This window comes from Massilia sp. AB1 (genome assembly GCF_018119385.1).
In the GTDB taxonomy this organism is placed as follows: domain Bacteria; phylum Pseudomonadota; class Gammaproteobacteria; order Burkholderiales; family Burkholderiaceae_D; genus Telluria.
The window spans coordinates 14,723-33,670 of sequence record NZ_JAGKSG010000002.1 but is presented as its reverse complement, the minus strand read 5'-3'; the positions used below and the strand labels follow the sequence as shown (position 1 = coordinate 33,670).

The window sequence follows — 18,948 nt, the reverse complement described above, 5'->3', positions numbered from 1 at the left end:
GTAGCGTCAGCGCACGCAAAACTTGGATCCCGGCCTGCGCCGGGATGACGGTGGTAGGGCAGCGGGCTGCTCTCTCCGATGGATACAAGGAAAACAACGTGGGCAAAATTACCGGCTTCATGGAATTCGCACGGCAGGAAGAGGGCCACCTCGAGCCGACCGATCGCGTCAAGAACTATAAAGAATTCGTCGTCACCCTGACCGACGGCCAGGCCAAGGTGCAGGGCGCGCGCTGCATGGATTGCGGCATCCCCTTCTGCAACACGGGCTGCCCGGTCAACAACATGATCCCGGACTGGAACGACCTGGTCTACCACGGCAACTACCGCGCGGCCGTGGAGAACCTCCACTCGACCAACAACTTCCCCGAAGTGACCGGCCGCATCTGCCCGGCGCCTTGCGAAGCCGCCTGCACCCTGGGCATCAACAATGAGCCGGTCGGCATCAAGTCGATCGAGCGCAAGATCGCCGACAGCGGCTGGGAACACGGCTGGATCGTGCCGCAGCCGCCAAGCGTCAAGACCGGAAAGAAGGTCGCCGTGGTCGGTTCCGGCCCCGCCGGCCTGGCCGCCGCCCAGCAGCTGGCGCGCGTGGGCCATGACGTGACCGTGTTCGAGAAGAGCGACCGCCTCGGCGGCCTGCTGCGCTACGGCATCCCCGACTTCAAGATGGAGAAGGACCTGATCGACCGCAGGATCGAACAGATGCAGGCCGAAGGCGTGAGCTTCCGCACCAGTGTCCTGATCGGCAAGGACTTCCCGGCCACCGTCAGCAACATGGCGCGCGACACCATCTTCCCGGAAGACCTGGAAAAGGACTTCGACGCCGTGGTCCTGGCCGGCGGCGCGGAACAGCCACGCGACCTGCCGGTCCCGGGCCGCCAGCTCAAGGGCGTGCACTTCGCGATGGAATTCCTGCCCCAGCAAAACCGCGTCAACGCGGGCGACAAGCTGAAGGACCAGATCAAGGCGACGGCTAAGCACGTGATCGTGATCGGCGGCGGCGACACCGGCTCGGACTGTGTCGGCACCTCGAACCGCCACGGCGCGGCCTCGGTCACCCAGTTCGAACTGATGCCCATGCCGCCCGAGCAGGAAAACAAGCCGCTGGTCTGGCCCTACTGGCCGACCCGCCTGCGCACCTCGTCCTCGCACGAGGAAGGCTGCGAGCGCGACTGGGCGGTGGCCACCAAGCGCCTGGAAGGCAAGGGCGGCAAGGTCGAGAAGCTGATCGCCTGCCGCGTCGAGTGGAAGGACGGCAAGATGAGCGAAGTGCCGGATTCGGAATTCGAGATGAAGGCCGACCTGGTGTTCCTGGCCATGGGCTTCGTTTCGCCGGTGCAGCAGGTGCTGGACGCCTTCGGCGTGCAGAAGGACGCCCGCGGCAACGCCCGCGCCACCACCGATGGCGAAGGCTGCTACCAGACCTCGTCGCCGAAGATCTTCGCCGCCGGCGACATGCGCCGCGGCCAGTCGCTGGTGGTATGGGCGATCCGCGAAGGCCGCCAGTGCGCGCGCGCCGTCGACGAATTCCTGATGGGCAGCTCGGTGTTGCCGCGCTAATCAACGGTTTCCAAGGTTTCCGTTTAGGCGGCCTGCGGGCCGCCTTTTTTATTGTTAGCTGAATCAACAGGCATTGCTGCTTTGCAGCAAAGCACGTAGCGGTACAGGCTTTTATGCTTCTTCAGTCGACAACTTCCCCCACGCAGGAGGTGGGTTGCCTATGGGCATTTGTTGATATGATTCAACAAACTGAAGTCTCGTGAGACATACATATCTCTTCAAAAACAACCACTTACGATCATCAAATTAGTGACTCGTGAGTTAGTTGTGTTGTAATTGCACGTCGATCCAGCCTCCAAAACGGAGGTGCCGCCAGCAAGGCTTGCCCTTTCTGCACTACAATACCGGATTCCTCAAAAATTAATCACGCTGTGCCAAACCTAGTCGAAATTCGCGATCTGCACTTTGCGTACGGAGAGCGTTCCATCCTGTCGAACCTCCGCATGGATTTCCCACGCGGTAAGCTCATTGCCGTCATGGGCGGCTCGGGCTGTGGCAAGACCACCGTGCTGCGCCTGATCGGCGGCCAGATCCGCCCCCAGCGCGGCGAAGTCCGCGTGGGCGGCGAAGTCGTGCACCAGCTCGACACCGACGGCCTGTACCGCCTGCGCCGCCGCATGGGCATGCTGTTCCAGTTCGGCGCCCTGTTCACCGACCTGTCCGTCTTCGATAACGTTGCCTTCCCGTTGCGCGAACACACGAACCTGCCGGAAGAGCTGATCCGTGACCTGGTCCTGATGAAGCTCAACGCCGTCGGCCTGCGCAATGCGCATCGCCTCAAGCCCGCCGAGATCTCGGGCGGCATGGCGCGCAGGGTAGCAGTAGCTCGCGCGGTCGCTTTGGATCCGGAACTGATCATGTACGACGAGCCCTTTGCCGGCCTCGACCCGATCTCGATGGGCGTCACCGCCAACCTGATCCGCAACCTGAACGACGCCCTCGGCTCGACCTCGATCCTGGTCTCGCACGACGTGCACGAATGCTTCGCCATCGCCGACTATGTGTACTTCATGTCGGCAGGCAAGATCGTCGCCGAAGGCACGCCGGCCGAGCTGCGCGTCTCGGAAGATCCGTACGTGAAGCAGTTCGTCAACGCGGCCCCGGACGGCCCCGTGCCCTTCCACTATCCCGGCAAGTCGCTCGCCGAGGACCTGGGCCTGGGAGTGAGCAAATGATCGCCCGCATCCTCGAAAGCATCGGCCGCACCGTGCGCGAAAGCGTCGCCAGCCTGGGCTTCGCCACTCGTTCCTTCTTTACCCTGCTGGGTTGCTCGCCCGGAGCCTTCCGCCGGCCCGCGCTGATCTCGGAACAGGTCCATTTCATCGGCAACTATTCGCTGGTGATCATCGTCGTGTCCGGCCTGTTCGTCGGCATGGTGCTGGGCCTGCAGGGCTATTACACCCTGAACCAGTACGGCGCCGAACAGAAGCTGGGCCAGGTCGTGGCGCTGGCGCTGACCCGCGAACTGGGCCCGGTCGTGACCGCGCTGCTGTTCGCCGGCCGCGCCGGCACCTCGCTCACCGCGCAGATCGGCCTGATGAAGGCCGGCGAACAGCTGTCCGCCATGGAAATGATGGCGATTAACCCGGTGCAGCGCGTGCTCGCGCCGCGCTTCTGGGCCGGCGTGATCGCCATGCCGGTGCTGGCCACCGTGTTCTCGGCCGTCGGCGTGCTGGGCGGCTACCTGGTCGGCGTGCAGCTGATCGGTGTCGACGAAGGTGCGTTCTGGTCGCAGATGCAATCCGGCGTCGATGTGCGAGCTGACGTACTGAACGGTGTGCTGAAGAGCTTTATCTTTGGTGTCGCGGTGACCTTTACTGCCCTGTTCCAGGGCTACCAGGCCCAGCCGACGCCGGAAGACGTGTCGCGCGCCACCACGCGCACCGTCGTGATCGCTTCGCTGATGGTCTGGGGGCTGGACTTCATCATGACCGCCCTGATGTTCAACAAGTAAAGAATTAACTAAGTTCCGTAAGGTATTCACATGCATCGCAAAACTATCGACGTTTGGGTCGGCCTGTTCGTCCTGCTGGGCCTGGCATCGCTGCTGTTCCTGGCCCTGAAAGCCGGCAACATGAGCACCATTTCGTTTGGCAAGACCTATGCCGTGACTGGCAAGTTCGACAACATCGGCGGTCTCAAGCCGCAGGCGCCGGTCAAGAGCGCGGGCGTGGTGGTCGGCCGCGTGGGCGAGATCAGCTTCGACGACAAGACCTACCAGGCCTTGGTGCGCCTCGATCTCGAGCCCTCGTATAAATTCCCTAAAGATAGTTCGCTGAAGATCTTGACCGCTGGCCTGCTCGGCGAGCAGTACATCGGCATCGAACCGGGTGGCGACACCCAGAACCTGGTCGACGGCGACCGCATCAACCGTACCCAGTCGGCTGCGGTGCTGGAAGACCTGATCAACCAATTCATCTATAGCAAGGCCGCTGAAGGAAAGGAAGGTAGCGAATGACCCACGTTTCCCGTACCGCCCGCCGCGCCTCCGCGCTCGCCGCCGTCGCGGCGATGCTCGCGCTCACCGGCTGCGCCTCGACCGCGACCAATCCACAGGATCCGCTCGAAGGCTACAACCGTGCCGTGTTCAGCTTGAACGATGCGGTCGACCGCACCGTGCTCAAGCCGACCGCCACCGTCTACAAGGATTACACCCCGGGTCCCGTCCAGACCGGCGTGAACAATTTCTTCGGCAACTTGTCGGATGCCTGGAGCGGCGTCAATAACCTGCTGCAAGGCAAAGGCCAGGCCGGCATGGGCGATTTGACCCGTTTCGCCTTCAACTCGACCTTCGGGCTGCTCGGCGTGCTCGACATCGCTTCGGAAGCGGGCATTCCGAAGCACAACGAAGATTTCGGCCAGACCCTGGGCGTCTGGGGCGTTCCAAGCGGCCCCTACTTGATGTTGCCATTGTTGGGCCCATCTACGGTACGTGACACCGCGGCCTTGCCGGCCGACATCGGCGCCGACATCTGGAAATACAAGCAGCCTGACAACTGGCGCAACATCGGCAACGCCGTGCGCGTGGTCGACAAGCGCGCCACCCTGCTGGACGCCACCAGCCTGCTGGAAGACGCCGCCCTGGATCGCTATGACTTCATCCGCGACGGCTACATGCAGCGCCGCCAGAGCCAGGTCTACGACGGCAATCCGCCGCAAGCGGCGGAAGACAAGGATGCGGACGCCAATTCGCAAGTCGTTCCGCAACCGGTGTCATCCGAAAAGCAGTAAGAAGAGTTAACCGGTCAGTGCCGCGAACCGTCCCACCGGGCCGGTTGCGCGGCTGCCAACGAAAGGAAAAGCCCTACATGAAGCCTATCATCCAGTTGATCGCCACCGCGACCGCCAGCGTCGCCTTCGCCACCGCCGCCATCGCCGCGCCGGCCGCCACCGCAGAAGCGCCGGACGTCTTCGTCAAGCGCATCTCCACCGAGATCCTCGACGCCGTCAAGGCCGACAAGGAGATCCAGGCCGGCAACCGCAACAAGATCATGGGCCTGGTGAACACCAAGATCCTGCCCTACGTCGATTCCGAAAAGATGACCCAGCAGGCGGCCGGCCGCTTCTGGCGCCAGGCCACCCCGGAGCAGCAGAAGCGCCTGTCGGACGAGTTCCGCACCCTGCTGGTGTACACCTATGCCGGCGCGCTGTCGCAGGTCGACAACCAGACCGTCGAGTTCAAGCCGCTGCGCGCCGAACCGGGCGCCACCGACGTCGAAGTGCGTTCGCAGGTGAACGTCTCGCGCGGCGAGCCGGTCACCCTGAACTACCGCGTCGCCAAGGGCCCGCAGGGCTGGAAGATCTATGACCTGAACGTGATGGGCGCCTGGCTGGTCGAGACCTACAAGGGCACCTTCACCAGCCAGATCAACAAGGGCGGCATCGATGGCCTGATCAAGACCCTGGCCGAACGCAATGCGCAGCTGGCCAACAAGCCGCTGAAGGCGCCGAAGTAATGGCCGAGGCCAATGCGATGCTTTCGCTCGATGCACTGACCTTCCAGAGCGCCCGGGCGGCACTCGAACAGGGTGCGCTCGCGATCAAGGCCGGCGAGACCGTGTTCGATCTGGCGGGCATCCAGGCGGCCGACTCCTCGGGCGTGGCGATGCTGCTGGCCTGGCAGCGCCGCGCACAGGCGGCGGGCCAGCGCCTGCGCTTCATCAACATGCCGGACAACGTCCGCAAGCTCGCGGCCCTGTACGGGGTCGACTCGCTGCTGCCGCAGCAATGATGCGCGGCGGGTTCGCCCGCCGCCTTCTTTTCTTCCGCCGGCACTGCTTCGGCGCGTCCCGAAAATCCCCTGTCGCTCTTGACATTGCGAATTCCCCTATAATGGGCTGTTTCACCGCACCGTCCCGCGCGTCCGCGCCTCCCCAACAAGAATGACAGCGATCCAGATCAGCAACGTCGAGAAAAGCTACAAGGGCTTCAAGGCCCTCAAGGGCGTTTCCCTGACCATCGAGGAAGGCGAATTCTTCGGCCTCCTCGGCCCCAACGGCGCCGGCAAGACCACCCTGATTTCCACCATCGCAGGCCTGATCCGCCCCGACGCGGGCAGCGTGCGCGTGCACGGCCACGACGTGGTGAGCGACTTCCGCGAAGCGCGCATCCGCCTGGGCGTGGTGCCGCAGGAGCTGGTGTTCGATCCCTTCTTCACGGTGCGCGAGACCCTGCGCCTGCAGTCCGGCTACTTCGGCATCAAGAACAACGACGCCTGGATCGACGAGGTGATGCACAACCTCGACCTGACCAACAAGGCCGACGTCAACATGCGCGCCCTGTCCGGCGGCATGAAGAGGCGCGTGCTGGTGGCCCAGGCCCTGGTGCACAAGCCGCCCGTGATCGTGCTCGACGAACCCACCGCCGGCGTCGACGTGGAGCTGCGCCAGACCCTGTGGAAGTTCATCTCGCGCCTGAACCGCGAGGGCCACACCGTGGTCCTGACCACCCACTACCTGGAAGAAGCCCAGGCCATGTGCCAGCGCGTGGCCATGCTCAAGCTGGGCCAGGTGGTGGCGCTGGACACCATGCCGAACCTGCTGCGCCGCGTGTCGGGCTCGCAGCTGGTGGTGCACCTGAAGAGCGGCGACCTGCCGGACGGCCTGCGCCACCTGGTCTCGCACGACGAACATAACAACGGCAACAAGTACACCCTGCGGGTGAACGACTATTCCGAGGTCGAGACTATCCTGGCGCGCCTGCGCGAATCCGGCGCCGTCATCGACGAGATGCAGCTGGAGCAGGCCGACCTGGAAGACATCTTCATCCAGATCATGGAGGAGGGCAAGCAATGAACCTGTTCTCCGTGGGCTTCCGCACCCTGTTCTACAAGGAGTCGCTGCGCTTCTGGAAAGTCGCGACCCAGACCGTGGCCGCGCCGATCGTCACCGCCATGCTCTACCTGCTGATCTTCGGCCACGTGCTCGACGGCCGCGTCGAGATGCTCGAAGGCGTGTCGTACACTGCCTTCCTGATTCCGGGCCTGGTGATGATGAGCGTGCTGCAGAACGCCTTCGCCAACTCGTCTTCCTCGCTGATCCAGTCCAAGATCACCGGCAACCTGGTCTTCATCCTGCTGCCGCCGCTGTCGCATGCCGAGATCCTGTCGGCCTATGTGCTGGCCTCGGTGCTGCGCGGGATCGTGGTCGGGGCCGGCGTGTTCCTGGTCACGGCCTGGTTCGCCCACCTGAGCTTCGTGGCGCCGCTGTGGATCGTCGCCTTCGCCTTCCTGGGCGCGGCCATCCTCGGCACCATGGGCGTGATCGCCGGCATCTGGGCCGAGAAATTCGACCAGCTGGCCGCCTTCCAGAACTTCCTGATCATGCCCGCCACCTTCCTGGCCGGCGTCTTCTATTCGATCCAGAAACTGCCGCCCTTCTGGCTCGCCGTCTCGCATTTCAACCCGTTCTTTTATATGATTGACGGGTTCCGCTACGGTTTCTTCGGCAAGTCCGATGTCTCGCCCTGGACCAGCCTGGCCATCGTCGCCGTGTTCTTCGCGGTGCTGGCGGCAATTGCAATCAACATGCTCAAGCGCGGCTACAAGCTGCGCCACTAACAAAGAATCTACCCAGGAGTTGTCGTGGAAACCACACCAGAACTGATCCACAGCTACATCAGCGCCGGCCTCGAATGCACCCATTTGCAGGTGGAAGGCGACGGCCGCCATTTCACGGCCGTGATCGTGTCGCCGGCCTTCGCCGGCAAGCGCCCGATCCAGCGCCACCAGCTGGTGTACGCCGCGCTCGGCGACCGCATGCGCGAGGAAATCCACGCGCTGTCGATGAAAACCCTGACCCCTGAAGAATTCGGAGGCTAAGCATGGACAAGCTCCAGATCGTCGGCGGCAAGCGCCTGAACGGTGAAATCCCTGTGTCCGGCGCCAAGAACGCGGCGCTGCCCATCCTGTGCGCCGGCCTGCTGACCGCGGGCGACGTGCGCCTGTCGAACGTGCCGCGCCTGCACGACGTACGCACCATGCTGCGCCTGCTCGAGCAGACCGGCCTCAAGGTCGACCAGGACGACGAAAACGTCACCCTGAACGGCGCCAATATCACCTCGCTGGAAGCGCCCTACGAGCTGGTCAAGACCATGCGCGCCTCGATCCTGGTGCTCGGCCCGCTGCTGGCGCGCTTCGGTGAAGCCAAGGTCTCGCTGCCGGGCGGCTGCGCCATCGGCTCGCGCCCGGTGGATCAGCATATCAAGGGCCTGCGCCAGATGGGCGCCGAGATCACCATCGAAGGCGGCTACATCTATGCCAAGGCGCCCAACAAGCTGCAGGGCGCGCGCATCCACACCGACATGATCACCGTCACCGGCACCGAGAACCTGCTGATGGCCGCCACCCTGGCCCAGGGCGAGACCGTGCTGGAAAACGCCGCGCGCGAGCCGGAAGTGACCGACCTGGCCAACCTGCTGGTGGCCATGGGCGCGAAGATCGAAGGCATCGGCACCGACCGCCTGGTGATCCAGGGCGTGCAGGAGCTGCACGGCGCCGAGCACGCGGTGATTTCGGACCGCATCGAAGCCGCCACCTTCCTGTGCGCGGTCGCGGCCACCGGCGGCGACATCCTGCTGACCAATACCCGCACCGACATCTTCGACGTGGCCCTCGACAAGCTGCGCGAGATGGGCCTGCAGCTCGCCGTGTCCGGCAATACTATCCGTGCGCGCATGGACGGCCGTCCGAACCCGGTGTCCTTCCGCACCACCGAGTACCCGGGCTTCCCGACCGACATGCAGGCCCAGTTCATGGCCGTGAACACGATCGCCTCGGGCCCGAGCCGCGTGACCGAGACCATTTTCGAAAACCGCTTCATGCACGTGCAGGAAATGAACCGCCTGGGCGCCTCGATCCACACCGAAGGCAACACCGCCTTCATCAAGGGCGTGGACCGCCTGGTCGGCGCGCCGGTGATGGCGACCGACCTGCGCGCCTCGGCCTCGCTGGTGATCGCCGGCATGGCGGCCGAAGGCACGACCCTGGTGGACCGCATCTACCACCTGGACCGCGGCTACGACCGCATGGAAGTGAAGCTGTCGGCCGTGGGCGCCGACATCGTCCGCATCAAGTAAGCATGAATCCGAATAGCCAAAACACGAGTTCCGGCCTGATCCTGGCGCTGTCCAAGGGCCGCATCTTCGAAGACACCCTGCCGCTGCTTGCGGCGGCAGGCATCGAGGTGCTGGAAAACCCCGAGACCTCGCGCAAGCTGATCCTGCCGACCAACGATCCCGGCGTGCGCGTGCTGATCGTGCGCGCCAGCGACGTGCCGACCTATGTCCAGCATGGCGCCGCCGACTTCGGCGTGGCCGGCAAGGACGTGCTGCTCGAGCATGGCGGCGAAGGCCTGTACCAGCCGATCGACCTGCAGATCGCCAAGTGCCGCATGTCGGTCGCGGTGAACGCCGGCTTCGACTACGACACCGCCGTGCGCCAGGGTGCGCGCCTGCGCGTGGCGACCAAGTTCGTCAACACCGCGCGCGAGCACTTCGCCGCCAAGGGCGTGCACGTCGACCTGATCAAGCTGTACGGCTCGATGGAACTGGCGCCGCTTGTCGGCCTGTCGGACGCCATCGTCGACGTGGTCTCGACCGGCGGCACCCTGCGCGCCAATAACCTGGTCGAAGTCGAAAAGATCATGGACATCTCCTCGCGCCTGGTGGTCAACCAGGCCGCGCTCAAGCTCAAGCGCGAGCGCCTGCAACCGATCCTCGACGCCTTCCAACGCGCGTCCCAACAAGTAGGCTGAACATGGCAGTACAGATCCGCAAGCTCGACTCCACCGCTCCCGATTTCAAACCCACCCTGGATGCGCTACTGGCATTCGAGGCGGAGACCGACGACGCCATCGAAACGGCGGTCGCGAAGATCCTTGCGGACGTCAAAAAGCGCGGCAATGCCGCCGTGCTGGAGTACACCAACAAGTTCGACCGCATCCCGAACGGCGGGGCATCCTCGATGGACGCCTTCGACATCAAGCAGGCCGAACTCATTGAGGCCCTGGACTCGCTGCCGGAAGCCCAGCGCGCCGCGCTGCGTACCGCCGCCGAACGCATCCGCGTGTTCCACGAGCGCCAGAAGCAGGAACTGAACGGTTTTACATTCACCGAGCCTGACGGCACCGTCCTGGGCCAGCGCGTGACCCCGCTGGACCGCGTCGGCATCTATGTCCCGGGCGGCAAGGCAGCCTATCCTTCCTCGGTGCTGATGAACGCGATTCCGGCCCAGGTGGCCGGCGTCAAGGAAATCGTCATGGTGGTCCCGACCCCGGACGGCGTGAAGAACCGCATGGTGCTGGCCGCCGCGGCGATTGCCGGCGTGACCCGCGTGATCACCATCGGCGGCGCCCAGGCGGTCGGCGCGCTGGCCTATGGCACCGAGACCATCCCGGCCGTGGACAAGATCGTCGGCCCGGGCAATGCCTTCGTGGCTTCGGCCAAGCGCCGCGTGTTCGGCACCGTGGGCATCGACATGATCGCCGGCCCGTCCGAGATCCTGGTGCTGTGCGACGGCACCACCGACCCGGACTGGGTGGCGATGGACCTGTTCTCGCAGGCCGAGCACGACGAGCTGGCGCAAGCCATCCTGCTGTGCCCGGACGCCGGCTACATCGCGCAAGTCGAAGCCAGCATCCACAAGCTGCTGCCGGCCATGCCACGCGCCGAAACCATCACCACTTCGTTGACCGACCGCGGCGCGCTGATCAAGGTGCGCGACATGGATGAGGCGTGCGAAATCGCCAACGCGATCGCCGCCGAACACCTGGAAATCTCGGCCGCGGAGCCGATGCAGTGGGCAGATAAGATCCGCCACGCGGGCGCCATGTTCCTGGGCCGCTTCTCGTCCGAATCGCTGGGCGACTACTGCTGCGGCCCGAACCACGTGCTGCCGACCTCGCGCACGGCGCGCTTTTCCTCGCCGCTGGGCGTGTACGACTTCCAGAAGCGCTCGTCCATCATCCAGGTGAGCGAGCAGGGCGCGCAAACCCTGGGCAAGGTGGCGGCTGAACTGGCCTATGGCGAAGGCCTGCAGGCCCACGCCCGTAGTGCCGAACTGCGTATCAAAACGTCATGACGGACTGGGTCAACCAGGTCTTCTGCGAGGATGCGCTCGAAGGAATCGCGCGCATCCCGGATGCATCCATCGACCTGATCCTGACCGACCCGCCCTACAACCTCGGCAAGGACTACGGCAACGCGTCCGACCAGCAGAGCGTCGAAGCCTACCTGGCCTGGACCGAGCAGTGGATAGCCGCCGTGCTGCCCAAGCTGAAGGCCAACGGCAGCCTGTACATCTTCCTGACCTGGCGCTTCGCACCCGAGATCTTTGTCATGCTCAAAAAGCGCATGACGATGATGAACGAGATCATCTGGGACCGCCGCGTGCCCTCGATGGGCGGCAGCGTGCGCAGCTTCAGCTCGGTGCACGACACCATCGGCTTCTTCGTCAACCGCAAGGACTACTACTTCGACCTGGACGCGGTGCGTATTCCCTACGACGCCGAGACCAAGAAGGCCCGCTCGCGCTCGATCTTCGTCGGCGCCAAGTGGCTCGAAGTGGGTTACAACCCGAAGGACGTATGGAGCGTGTCGCGCCTGCACCGCGAGCATCCGGAGCGCGCCGACCACCCGACCCAGAAGCCGCTCGAGATCATCGAGCGCATGGTCAAGGCCTCCTGCCCGCCGGGCGGCGTGGTGCTCGATCCCTTCATGGGCAGCGGCACCACGGCCATCGCGGCCAAGCGCCTGGGCCGGCAGTTCACCGGCTTCGAGCTGAACCCGGCCTATTGCGAGATCATCCAGGCGCGCCTTGCCGCGCCGGAAGTTCCGCTGGCTGCAAAGAAACGCAAGGCGGCGGCCAAAGGGGCTATCGCCATTACCTCTGAAGGAAATCCATGAGCGCCATCGACAAGCTGATCGACAACACCATCCGTGCCGACGTGCGTGCGATCGGCAGCTACCATGTGCCGGACGCCAGCGGCTACATCAAGCTAGATGCGATGGAGAATCCCTACGAGCTGCCGGAAGAACTCCGCCGCGAACTGGGCGCGCGCCTGGCCGACGCGGCCCTGAACCGCTATCCGGTGCCGTCCTACCGCACCGTCAAGAACAAGATCTGCGCCAAGCTGGGCGTGCCTGCCGGCTATGACGTGCTTCTGGGCAACGGTTCGGACGAGCTGATCGCCATCATGGCGACCGCCGTCGCAAAACAAGACCAGCGCGCCGTGGTCATGGCGCCGGTCCCGGCCTTCGTGATGTTCTCGCGCTCGGCCCAGTTCGCCGGCGCCGATTTCGTCGGCGTGCCGGTCAAGGAAGATTTCTCGCTCGACCGCGAAGCGATGCTGGCCGCCATCGAGCAGCACAAGCCCTCGCTGGTCTTCCTGGCCTACCCGAACAATCCCACCGGCAACCTGTTCGACGCCGCCGACATGGAAGCGGTGATCCGCGCCCTGGGCGACACCGGTATCGCCGTGGTCGACGAGGCTTACCAGCCCTTCGCCCACAAGAGCTTCATGGGCCGCCTGCCGGAATTCGACAACCTGGTCGTGATGCGCACCCTGTCCAAGCTGGGCCTGGCCGGCATCCGCCTGGGCTACCTGTCGGGCCACGCCGCGCTGCTGGAACAGTTCGAAAAAGTCCGTCCGCCCTACAACGTGAACGTGCTGACCCAGGTGGCGGCCGAGTTCGCGCTCGACCACCTCGACGTGCTCGACCGCCAGGCCGAGCAGATCAACGCCGAGCGCAGCCGCCTGGCCGCCGAACTGGCGGCCTTGCCGGGTGTCGAAGTCTTCCCGTCGGCCGCGAATTTCATCTCGCTGCGGGTGCCGGACGCCGATGCCGTCTGCGCGCATCTCCATGGCGAGAAGGTCTTGATCAAAAATTTGAGTAAAATGCATAAGCTGCTGACGAACTGCATCCGCGTCACGGTGAGCACCCCGGAAGAAAACACCCAATTCCTGACTGCCCTGAAAGCGTCCCTGTAACCGGTCTCTCCCCGATGGGGGAGGCCGACTGACGAGCACCCTGCAATGACCCGCACCGCCGAAATCACGCGCAACACCAACGAGACGCAGATCCGCGTCGCGATCAACCTCGACGGCACCGGCCGCCAGAAACTCAATACCGGCGTCCCCTTCCTCGACCATATGCTGGACCAGATCGCGCGCCACGGCATGATCGACCTGGAAGTCGAAGCCGTCGGCGACCTGCACATCGATGCGCACCACACCGTCGAGGACACCGGTATCACGCTCGGCATGGCGGTGGCCAAGGCCGTCGGCGACAAGAAAGGCATCCGCCGCTACGGCCATTCCTACGTGCCGCTGGACGAGGCGCTGTCGCGCGTGGTCATCGATTTCTCCGGCCGCCCTGGCCTGGAAATGCACATTCCCTTCACGCGCGCCATGATCGGCACCTTCGACGTCGACCTGACCGGCGAGTTCTTCCGCGGCTTCGTCAACCATGCGGGCGTGACCCTGCACATCGACAACCTGCGCGGCGTGAATGCGCACCACCAGTGCGAAACCGTGTTCAAGGCTTTCGGCCGCGCCCTGCGCATGGCCACCGAGCTGGACGAGCGCGCCGCCGGCATCATCCCTTCGACCAAAGGCAGCCTCTGACGCCATGACGAACAAGATTGTTGTGGTGGACGGCCTCGGCAACCTGCGCTCTGTGGCGCAGGCCCTGCGCGCGGCCGCGCCCGAAGCCGATGTGCTGGTCTCGAACAATGCCGGCGACATCGACGCGGCCGACCGCATCGTCCTGCCCGGCCAGGGCGCGATGCGCGACTGCATGACCAGCCTGCGCGAATCCGGCGCCGAGGAAGCCCTGCTGCGCGCCGTCCGGAACAAACCCGTGATGGGCGTGTGCGTGGGCGAGCAGATGCTGTTCGATGCCAGCGAAGAAAACGACGGCACCCCCGGCCTGGGCCTGCTGCCCGGCAAGGTGGTGCGCTTCCAGCTCGACGGCAAGCTGCAGCTTGATGGCTCGCGCTTCAAGGTGCCTCAGATGGGCTGGAACCGCGTACGCCAGTCGCGCGCCCACGCGCTGTGGGAAGGCGTCGCCGACAACAGCTATTTCTATTTCGTGCACAGCTATTACGCGGTGCCGGACAACCCGTCCGACACGATAGGCGAAGCCGACTACGGCGCGCCGTATTGCTGCGCGGTGGCGCGCGACAACCTCGTCGCCACCCAGTTCCACCCCGAGAAGAGCGCCGCCGCAGGGCTGCGCCTGTACCGTAATTTCATCCACTGGAAACCGTGAACGCCCGCGTTCGCTCCCAACCGTCAACCAACCGACCACCATCATGCTGCTGATCCCCGCCATCGACCTGAAAGACGGTCACTGCGTTCGCCTGAAACAAGGCGATATGGACCTCGCCACCGTGTTTTCCGAAGATCCCGCCGAGATGGCGCTGCATTGGCTCAAGAAGGGCGCGCGCCGGCTGCACCTGGTGGACCTGAACGGCGCCTTCGCGGGCAAGCCCAAGAACGAAGAAGCGATCAAATCGATCCTGCAGGTCGTGCAGGAGTACGCCGAACAGAATGAACTGGAAGAAATTCCGGTCCAGCTGGGCGGCGGCATCCGCGACCTCGACACCATCGAGCGCTACCTGGACGACGGCATCAGCTACATCATCGTCGGCACTGCCGCCGTGAAGAACCCGGGCTTCCTGCACGACGCCTGCGGCGCCTTCCCTGGCAGCATCATCGTCGGCCTGGACGCCAAGGACGGCAAGGTCGCGACCGACGGCTGGAGCAAGATGTCGGGCCACGAGGTCATCGACCTGGCCAAGAAGTTCGAAGGCTACGGCGTGGAATCGATCGTCTACACCGACATCGGCCGCGACGGCATGATGGCGGGCGTGAACATCGAAGCCACCGTCAAGCTGGCGCAAGCCGTGCGCATCCCGATCATCGCTTCGGGCGGCGTGCACAACCTGTCCGACGTGGAAGCGCTGTGCGCGGTGCAGGACGAAGGCATCGAAGGCGTGATCTGCGGCCGTTCGATCTATGAAGGCACGCTGGACCTGACCTCGGCGCAGGTGCGTGCCGATGAACTGACCGAGGGTGCGGACGCTTAATCCCCAGGGCCGATAGTCACCGGTTCAAATACACCGTCATTCCCGCGAAGGCGGGAATCCAAGCTTGCATGAGCAGCCGAAACGCTGGCAGAACTTGGGTTCCCGCCTTCGCGGGAACGACGAACAAGCGCTAACGCAAAAAATTTTATGCTCGCAAAACGCATCATCCCCTGCCTCGACGTCACCGGCGGCCGTGTGGTCAAGGGCGTCAACTTCACCGAGCTGCGCGATGCCGGCGACCCGGTCGAGATCGCCCGCCGCTACGACGGGCAGGGCGCCGACGAAATCACCTTCCTCGACATCACCGCCTCGAGCGACGGCCGCGACCTGATCCTGCCGATCATCGAAGCCGTGGCCTCGACCGTCTTCATTCCGCTCACCGTCGGTGGCGGCGTGCGCAAGGTCGAGGACGTGCGCCGCCTGCTCAATGCCGGCGCCGACAAGGTCAGCATGAACACCTCGGCCGTCACCAACCCGCAGCTGGTGTTCGACGCCTCGCAAAAGCACGGTTCCCAGTGCATCGTGGTCGCGATCGACGCCAAGCAGGTCGCGCCCGGCAAGTGGGAAGTCTTCACCCACGGCGGCCGCAACGCCACCGGCCTCGACGCCGTCGAATGGGCGCGCAAGATGGAAAGCCTGGGCGCCGGCGAACTGCTGCTCACTTCCATGGACCGCGACGGCACCAAGGTCGGCTTCGACCTCGGCCTGACGCGCGCCGTCTCGGACGCGGTCGGCATCCCCGTGATCGCCTCGGGCGGCGTGGGCGGCCTGCAGGACCTGGCCGACGGCGTCCTGGAAGGCCACGCCGACGCGGTGCTGGCGGCCAGCATCTTCCACTACGGGCAGCACACGGTCGGCGAAGCCAAGCGCTTCATGGCCGAGCGTGGCATCCCCATGCGCCTGGAGTGAACATGCCGACCAATGCCAAATGGCTGAACAAGGTGCGATGGGACGAGCACGGTCTGGTGCCGGTGATCGCCCAGGAAGCGGCCACCGGCGACATCCTGATGTTCGCCTGGATGAACCGCGAAGCGCTGGCCAGGACCGCCGAGCTGGGCGAAGCCGTCTACTGGAGCCGCTCGCGCAAGAAGCTGTGGCACAAGGGCGAAGAGTCCGGCCACATTCAGAAAGTGCTGGAAATGCGCCTCGACTGCGACGAGGACGTGGTGCTGCTCAAGATCGAGCAGCTAGGGGGCATCGCCTGCCACACGGGGCGCCACTCCTGCTTCTTCCAGAAATTCGACGGGGCCGACTGGCAGACGGCCGAGCCGGTGCTGAAGGACCCCGACACCATTTATTCCGCGGATAAGAAACCCTCATGAGCGTTACCCTGGCCCGTGTCGCGGCCGTGATCGAATCGCGCAAGCTGGAAAACGGCGGCGACCCCGACAAATCCTATGTGGCCAAGCTGTTCGCCAAGGGCGACGACGCCATTCTCAAGAAGATCGGCGAAGAAGCCACCGAGACCGTGATGGCCGCCAAGGACGCGCGCGTCTCGGGCGACACTTCCAAGGTCCTGTACGAGTGCGCCGACCTGTGGTTCCACTCGATGGTGCTGCTGGCCCAGTTCAAGCTGACGCCGCAGCAGGTGCTCGACGAACTGGCGCGCCGCGAAGGCTTGTCCGGTCTCGACGAAAAGGCCGCGCGCAAAGAGTAAGCGCCTACTTACCCTTGCGGCGCTGGCATCCGGTGTCATAATCGTCATCCCAATGTCATGCGGCGCTGGTAGGATAGCTAGGTTTTCCAAACGGAAAGCACTGTAATCATCTGGAGAGAAGATGGACAACTGCATTTTTTGCAAGATCGTCGCCAAGCAGATCCCGGCTGCCGTCGTCTATGAAGATGACGATGTGCTCGCGTTCAAGGATATCAACCCGGCCGCTCCGGTGCACCTGCTGGTGATTCCGAAGCAGCACGTGGACACCTTGTCCGACTGCACGAACGAGCACGCCGCCGTACTGGGCAAGATGCTGGCGCTGGCGCCGAAGCTTGCCGAGGAGCATGGTGTCGCGGTGAAATCCGACGGCAACGGCGGACGCAGCGGCGGCTTCAAGACCCTGATCAACAGCGGGCCGGACGGCGGGCAAGAGGTGTATCACCTGCACCTGCATGTGTACGGCGGCAAGCGTCCATGGCGCGGTCTGGGCACCTAAGTCCAGCCTAAGCTTTATATGGGGGCAAGTGTCCCCACATCGCGTATACTGAAACATACGCATTTCCGATTTACAGGCGCCCGGCGCCTTGCAAGGAGACAAACATGGGTTCGATGAGTATTTGGCACTGGGTGATTGTCCTGGTCGTCGTGATGCTGATTTTCGGCACCAAGAAGATCGGCAATATCGGTTCCGATCTCGGCAAAGCAGTGAAGGGCTTCAAGGACGGCGTGAAGGGCGAGGAAGAGAAGGCCAACGGCTCTACCACCGCCTCCACGACCCCGCCGCAGCAGGTCGCCGACAAGACGACCATCGACGTGGAAGCCCGCGACAAGACCCGTTCGTAATCCGCGGGTCCCATGATCGATCTCGGACTGTCCAAACTCGCGATCATCGGCGTTGTCGCGCTGATCGTGATCGGCCCTGAAAAGCTGCCGAAGGTGGCGCGCATGGCCGGCACCCTGTACGGGCGCGCCCAGCGCTACCTGCACGACGTGAAGTCCGAAGTCAGCCGCGAGATCGAGCTGGACGAACTGCGCAACCTGCACAAGGAAGTGCAGGAGAGCGCGCAATCGTTCAAGGACGAGGTCGAGCACACGGTCCACAGCCACGTCGACGAGGTCGAGGCGCTGTGGGACGGACGCGCGGCCCATGACAGCGGCATCAACGTGCCGGCCACGCCGCAGGACATCGAGCGCAAGGCGCGCGACTTCCGCCGCAAGAAGCTGGTGCGCACCTCCAGCGTGCCGGCCTGGTACAAGAACCGCCATGGCACCAAGCGCCATGTGATGTCGGGCGCCGCACGGGTGCGCAAGTTCCGCCCTGGCGCCAAATCCAATACTTCCTTCTTCTGATGACTGAGCAAGCCGCCGGCGAAGAAACCTTCATCTCCCACCTGGTCGAGCTGCGTGACCGCCTGGTCAAGGCGTCGATCGGGATTGCGCTCGTGTGCGCGGCGCTGATGCTGTGGCCGGGTCCTTCGCAGATCTACGACCTCCTCGCCGCCCCGATGATCGCTTCGCTGCCGGTGGGATCGAAGATGATCGCCACTGGCGTGATTTCGCCCTTCCTGGTGCCGATGAAGGTCACCCTGCTGCTGGCCTTCATCCTGTCGCTGCCCTGGGTGTTCTACCAGGCCTGGGCGTTCATCGCGCCCGGCCTGTATGCCCACGAAAAGCGCCTGGTGCTGCCGCTGGTGATCTCGTCCTCGCTGCTGTTCATCGCCGGCGTGGCGTTCTGCTACTTCTTCGTGTTCGGCCGCGTGTTCCACTTCATCGGCGAGTTCGCGCCGCAGTCGATCGCGGTGACGCCGGACATCGAGAACTACCTGGACTTCGTGATGTCGATGTGCCTGGCTTTCGGGGTCACCTTCGAGGTGCCGGTGGTGGTGGTGATCCTGGTGCGCATGAACATGGTCAGCCTGCAGAAGCTGCGCGAAATCCGCTCCTACGTGATCGTGGGCGCGTTCGTGATCGCCGCCATCGTGACGCCGCCGGACGTGGTCAGCCAGCTGGCGCTGGCGATTCCGATGTGTTTGCTCTACGAACTGGGGCTGCTGCTGGCGCCGGTGTTTGTCAGGGCGACGCGGGCGCCGGAAGAGACGGCCTAAACCTACCTCAAAGCATATCAACGTCATCCCCGCGCA

The 18,948-nt window shown here is 64.3% G+C and carries 25 protein-coding genes; all 25 read left to right on the top strand.

Features of this window, described 5'->3' with window-relative positions:
- The first annotated feature begins 98 nt into the window (after positions 1-98).
- The 25 genes from J8847_RS01460 (at position 99) to tatC (ending at position 18,912) form a co-directional block, all read left to right on the top strand.
- Positions 99-1,562, top strand: coding sequence for a glutamate synthase subunit beta (locus J8847_RS01460; RefSeq protein ID WP_211522916.1), 1,464 nt, complete (start codon positions 99-101; stop codon positions 1,560-1,562).
- A gap of 371 nt (positions 1,563-1,933) precedes the next feature.
- Complete coding sequence (locus J8847_RS01455) at positions 1,934-2,737, top strand: ABC transporter ATP-binding protein (RefSeq protein WP_211522915.1); 804 nt, start codon at positions 1,934-1,936, stop codon at positions 2,735-2,737.
- Positions 2,734-3,516 carry a lipid asymmetry maintenance ABC transporter permease subunit MlaE gene (gene mlaE / locus J8847_RS01450; protein ID WP_211522914.1) on the top strand — a complete coding sequence of 261 codons (783 nt, stop codon included), beginning with the start codon at positions 2,734-2,736 and terminating at the stop codon, positions 3,514-3,516. Before J8847_RS01455 ends, mlaE begins: the two co-directional genes overlap by 4 nt.
- Before the next feature lie 30 nt (positions 3,517-3,546).
- Entirely contained in the window at positions 3,547-4,020 is a 474-nt protein-coding gene (mlaD, locus tag J8847_RS01445) for an outer membrane lipid asymmetry maintenance protein MlaD (protein ID WP_211522913.1), read from the top strand.
- A complete protein-coding gene (locus J8847_RS01440; protein ID WP_211522912.1) occupies positions 4,017-4,793 on the top strand; it encodes a VacJ family lipoprotein in 777 nt (258 codons plus the stop codon). Before mlaD ends, J8847_RS01440 begins: the two co-directional genes overlap by 4 nt.
- Positions 4,794-4,870: 77 nt before the next feature.
- Positions 4,871-5,518 (top strand): phospholipid-binding protein MlaC, encoded by a 648-nt coding sequence (locus J8847_RS01435; protein WP_211522911.1) that lies wholly within the window; start codon positions 4,871-4,873, stop codon positions 5,516-5,518.
- Between the two features lie 17 nt (positions 5,519-5,535).
- On the top strand, positions 5,536-5,793 hold the full coding sequence (locus tag J8847_RS01430; RefSeq protein WP_229512452.1) for a lipid asymmetry maintenance protein MlaB: 258 nt from the start codon (positions 5,536-5,538) through the stop codon (positions 5,791-5,793).
- A gap of 151 nt (positions 5,794-5,944) precedes the next feature.
- The gene (locus J8847_RS01425) at positions 5,945-6,856 is read left to right on the top strand and encodes an ABC transporter ATP-binding protein (RefSeq protein WP_211522909.1); all 912 of its coding nucleotides are present in this window, start codon (positions 5,945-5,947) and stop codon (positions 6,854-6,856) included.
- A complete protein-coding gene (locus J8847_RS01420; protein ID WP_211522908.1) occupies positions 6,853-7,620 on the top strand; it encodes an ABC transporter permease in 768 nt (255 codons plus the stop codon). The genes J8847_RS01425 and J8847_RS01420 overlap by 4 nt, the downstream gene beginning before the upstream one ends.
- A 24-nt stretch (positions 7,621-7,644) precedes the next feature.
- Positions 7,645-7,881 carry a BolA/IbaG family iron-sulfur metabolism protein gene (locus J8847_RS01415; protein ID WP_211522907.1) on the top strand — a complete coding sequence of 79 codons (237 nt, stop codon included), beginning with the start codon at positions 7,645-7,647 and terminating at the stop codon, positions 7,879-7,881.
- 2 nt (positions 7,882-7,883) lie between these two features.
- Positions 7,884-9,137 carry a UDP-N-acetylglucosamine 1-carboxyvinyltransferase gene (murA, locus tag J8847_RS01410; RefSeq protein WP_211522906.1) on the top strand — a complete coding sequence of 418 codons (1,254 nt, stop codon included), beginning with the start codon at positions 7,884-7,886 and terminating at the stop codon, positions 9,135-9,137.
- 2 nt (positions 9,138-9,139) lie between these two features.
- Positions 9,140-9,814, top strand: coding sequence for an ATP phosphoribosyltransferase (hisG, locus tag J8847_RS01405; protein ID WP_211522905.1), 675 nt, complete (start codon positions 9,140-9,142; stop codon positions 9,812-9,814).
- A gap of 2 nt (positions 9,815-9,816) precedes the next feature.
- Positions 9,817-11,139 (top strand): histidinol dehydrogenase, encoded by a 1,323-nt coding sequence (hisD, locus tag J8847_RS01400; protein ID WP_211522904.1) that lies wholly within the window; start codon positions 9,817-9,819, stop codon positions 11,137-11,139.
- A complete protein-coding gene (locus J8847_RS01395) occupies positions 11,136-11,963 on the top strand; it encodes a site-specific DNA-methyltransferase (RefSeq protein ID WP_211522903.1) in 828 nt (275 codons plus the stop codon). The genes hisD and J8847_RS01395 overlap by 4 nt, the downstream gene beginning before the upstream one ends.
- Complete coding sequence (gene hisC / locus J8847_RS01390) at positions 11,960-13,048, top strand: histidinol-phosphate transaminase (RefSeq protein WP_211522902.1); 1,089 nt, start codon at positions 11,960-11,962, stop codon at positions 13,046-13,048. The genes J8847_RS01395 and hisC overlap by 4 nt, the downstream gene beginning before the upstream one ends.
- A 45-nt stretch (positions 13,049-13,093) precedes the next feature.
- Positions 13,094-13,684, top strand: a complete 591-nt coding sequence (gene hisB, locus J8847_RS01385) for an imidazoleglycerol-phosphate dehydratase HisB (protein WP_211522901.1) — start codon at positions 13,094-13,096, stop codon at positions 13,682-13,684.
- A gap of 4 nt (positions 13,685-13,688) precedes the next feature.
- Positions 13,689-14,330, top strand: coding sequence for an imidazole glycerol phosphate synthase subunit HisH (hisH, locus tag J8847_RS01380; protein WP_211522900.1), 642 nt, complete (start codon positions 13,689-13,691; stop codon positions 14,328-14,330).
- A gap of 43 nt (positions 14,331-14,373) precedes the next feature.
- Positions 14,374-15,150 (top strand): 1-(5-phosphoribosyl)-5-[(5-phosphoribosylamino)methylideneamino]imidazole-4-carboxamide isomerase, encoded by a 777-nt coding sequence (gene hisA / locus J8847_RS01375; RefSeq protein ID WP_211522899.1) that lies wholly within the window; start codon positions 14,374-14,376, stop codon positions 15,148-15,150.
- A gap of 147 nt (positions 15,151-15,297) precedes the next feature.
- Complete coding sequence (gene hisF / locus J8847_RS01370; RefSeq protein ID WP_211522898.1) at positions 15,298-16,059, top strand: imidazole glycerol phosphate synthase subunit HisF; 762 nt, start codon at positions 15,298-15,300, stop codon at positions 16,057-16,059.
- Positions 16,060-16,061: 2 nt separating this feature from the next.
- Entirely contained in the window at positions 16,062-16,472 is a 411-nt protein-coding gene (gene hisI, locus J8847_RS01365) for a phosphoribosyl-AMP cyclohydrolase (protein ID WP_211522897.1), read from the top strand.
- Entirely contained in the window at positions 16,469-16,807 is a 339-nt protein-coding gene (locus J8847_RS01360) for a phosphoribosyl-ATP diphosphatase (protein WP_211522896.1), read from the top strand. Before hisI ends, J8847_RS01360 begins: the two co-directional genes overlap by 4 nt.
- Before the next feature lie 121 nt (positions 16,808-16,928).
- Complete coding sequence (locus J8847_RS01355) at positions 16,929-17,303, top strand: histidine triad nucleotide-binding protein (RefSeq protein WP_211522895.1); 375 nt, start codon at positions 16,929-16,931, stop codon at positions 17,301-17,303.
- A 104-nt stretch (positions 17,304-17,407) separates the two neighbouring features.
- Positions 17,408-17,650: a Sec-independent protein translocase subunit TatA gene (gene tatA / locus J8847_RS01350; RefSeq protein ID WP_211522894.1), complete on the top strand. Its 243-nt coding sequence runs from the start codon at positions 17,408-17,410 to the stop codon at positions 17,648-17,650.
- 12 nt (positions 17,651-17,662) lie between these two features.
- The gene (gene tatB / locus J8847_RS01345) at positions 17,663-18,157 is read left to right on the top strand and encodes a Sec-independent protein translocase protein TatB (RefSeq protein ID WP_211522893.1); all 495 of its coding nucleotides are present in this window, start codon (positions 17,663-17,665) and stop codon (positions 18,155-18,157) included.
- On the top strand, positions 18,157-18,912 hold the full coding sequence (gene tatC, locus J8847_RS01340; protein ID WP_211522892.1) for a twin-arginine translocase subunit TatC: 756 nt from the start codon (positions 18,157-18,159) through the stop codon (positions 18,910-18,912). The genes tatB and tatC overlap by 1 nt, the downstream gene beginning before the upstream one ends.
- Positions 18,913-18,948: the final 36 nt, after the last annotated feature.

Excerpts from the sequence above, each read along its gene's own strand:
- mlaE (WP_211522914.1), top strand. The coding sequence starts at position 2,734 with ATGATCGCCCGCATCCTCGAAAGCATCGGCCGCACCGTGCGCGAAAGC.
- mlaD (WP_211522913.1), top strand. The coding sequence starts at position 3,547 with ATGCATCGCAAAACTATCGACGTTTGGGTCGGCCTGTTCGTCCTGCTG.
- J8847_RS01440 (WP_211522912.1), top strand. The coding sequence starts at position 4,017 with ATGACCCACGTTTCCCGTACCGCCCGCCGCGCCTCCGCGCTCGCCGCC.
- J8847_RS01435 (WP_211522911.1), top strand. The coding sequence starts at position 4,871 with ATGAAGCCTATCATCCAGTTGATCGCCACCGCGACCGCCAGCGTCGCC.
- J8847_RS01430 (WP_229512452.1), top strand. The coding sequence starts at position 5,536 with ATGCTTTCGCTCGATGCACTGACCTTCCAGAGCGCCCGGGCGGCACTC.
- J8847_RS01425 (WP_211522909.1), top strand. The coding sequence starts at position 5,945 with ATGACAGCGATCCAGATCAGCAACGTCGAGAAAAGCTACAAGGGCTTC.
- J8847_RS01420 (WP_211522908.1), top strand. The coding sequence starts at position 6,853 with ATGAACCTGTTCTCCGTGGGCTTCCGCACCCTGTTCTACAAGGAGTCG.
- murA (WP_211522906.1), top strand. The coding sequence starts at position 7,884 with ATGGACAAGCTCCAGATCGTCGGCGGCAAGCGCCTGAACGGTGAAATC.
- hisG (WP_211522905.1), top strand. The coding sequence starts at position 9,140 with ATGAATCCGAATAGCCAAAACACGAGTTCCGGCCTGATCCTGGCGCTG.
- hisD (WP_211522904.1), top strand. The coding sequence starts at position 9,817 with ATGGCAGTACAGATCCGCAAGCTCGACTCCACCGCTCCCGATTTCAAA.
- J8847_RS01395 (WP_211522903.1), top strand. The coding sequence starts at position 11,136 with ATGACGGACTGGGTCAACCAGGTCTTCTGCGAGGATGCGCTCGAAGGA.
- hisC (WP_211522902.1), top strand. The coding sequence starts at position 11,960 with ATGAGCGCCATCGACAAGCTGATCGACAACACCATCCGTGCCGACGTG.
- hisB (WP_211522901.1), top strand. The coding sequence starts at position 13,094 with ATGACCCGCACCGCCGAAATCACGCGCAACACCAACGAGACGCAGATC.
- hisH (WP_211522900.1), top strand. The coding sequence starts at position 13,689 with ATGACGAACAAGATTGTTGTGGTGGACGGCCTCGGCAACCTGCGCTCT.
- hisA (WP_211522899.1), top strand. The coding sequence starts at position 14,374 with ATGCTGCTGATCCCCGCCATCGACCTGAAAGACGGTCACTGCGTTCGC.
- hisF (WP_211522898.1), top strand. The coding sequence starts at position 15,298 with ATGCTCGCAAAACGCATCATCCCCTGCCTCGACGTCACCGGCGGCCGT.
- hisI (WP_211522897.1), top strand. The coding sequence starts at position 16,062 with ATGCCGACCAATGCCAAATGGCTGAACAAGGTGCGATGGGACGAGCAC.
- J8847_RS01360 (WP_211522896.1), top strand. The coding sequence starts at position 16,469 with ATGAGCGTTACCCTGGCCCGTGTCGCGGCCGTGATCGAATCGCGCAAG.
- J8847_RS01355 (WP_211522895.1), top strand. The coding sequence starts at position 16,929 with ATGGACAACTGCATTTTTTGCAAGATCGTCGCCAAGCAGATCCCGGCT.
- tatA (WP_211522894.1), top strand. The coding sequence starts at position 17,408 with ATGGGTTCGATGAGTATTTGGCACTGGGTGATTGTCCTGGTCGTCGTG.
- tatB (WP_211522893.1), top strand. The coding sequence starts at position 17,663 with ATGATCGATCTCGGACTGTCCAAACTCGCGATCATCGGCGTTGTCGCG.
- tatC (WP_211522892.1), top strand. The coding sequence starts at position 18,157 with ATGACTGAGCAAGCCGCCGGCGAAGAAACCTTCATCTCCCACCTGGTC.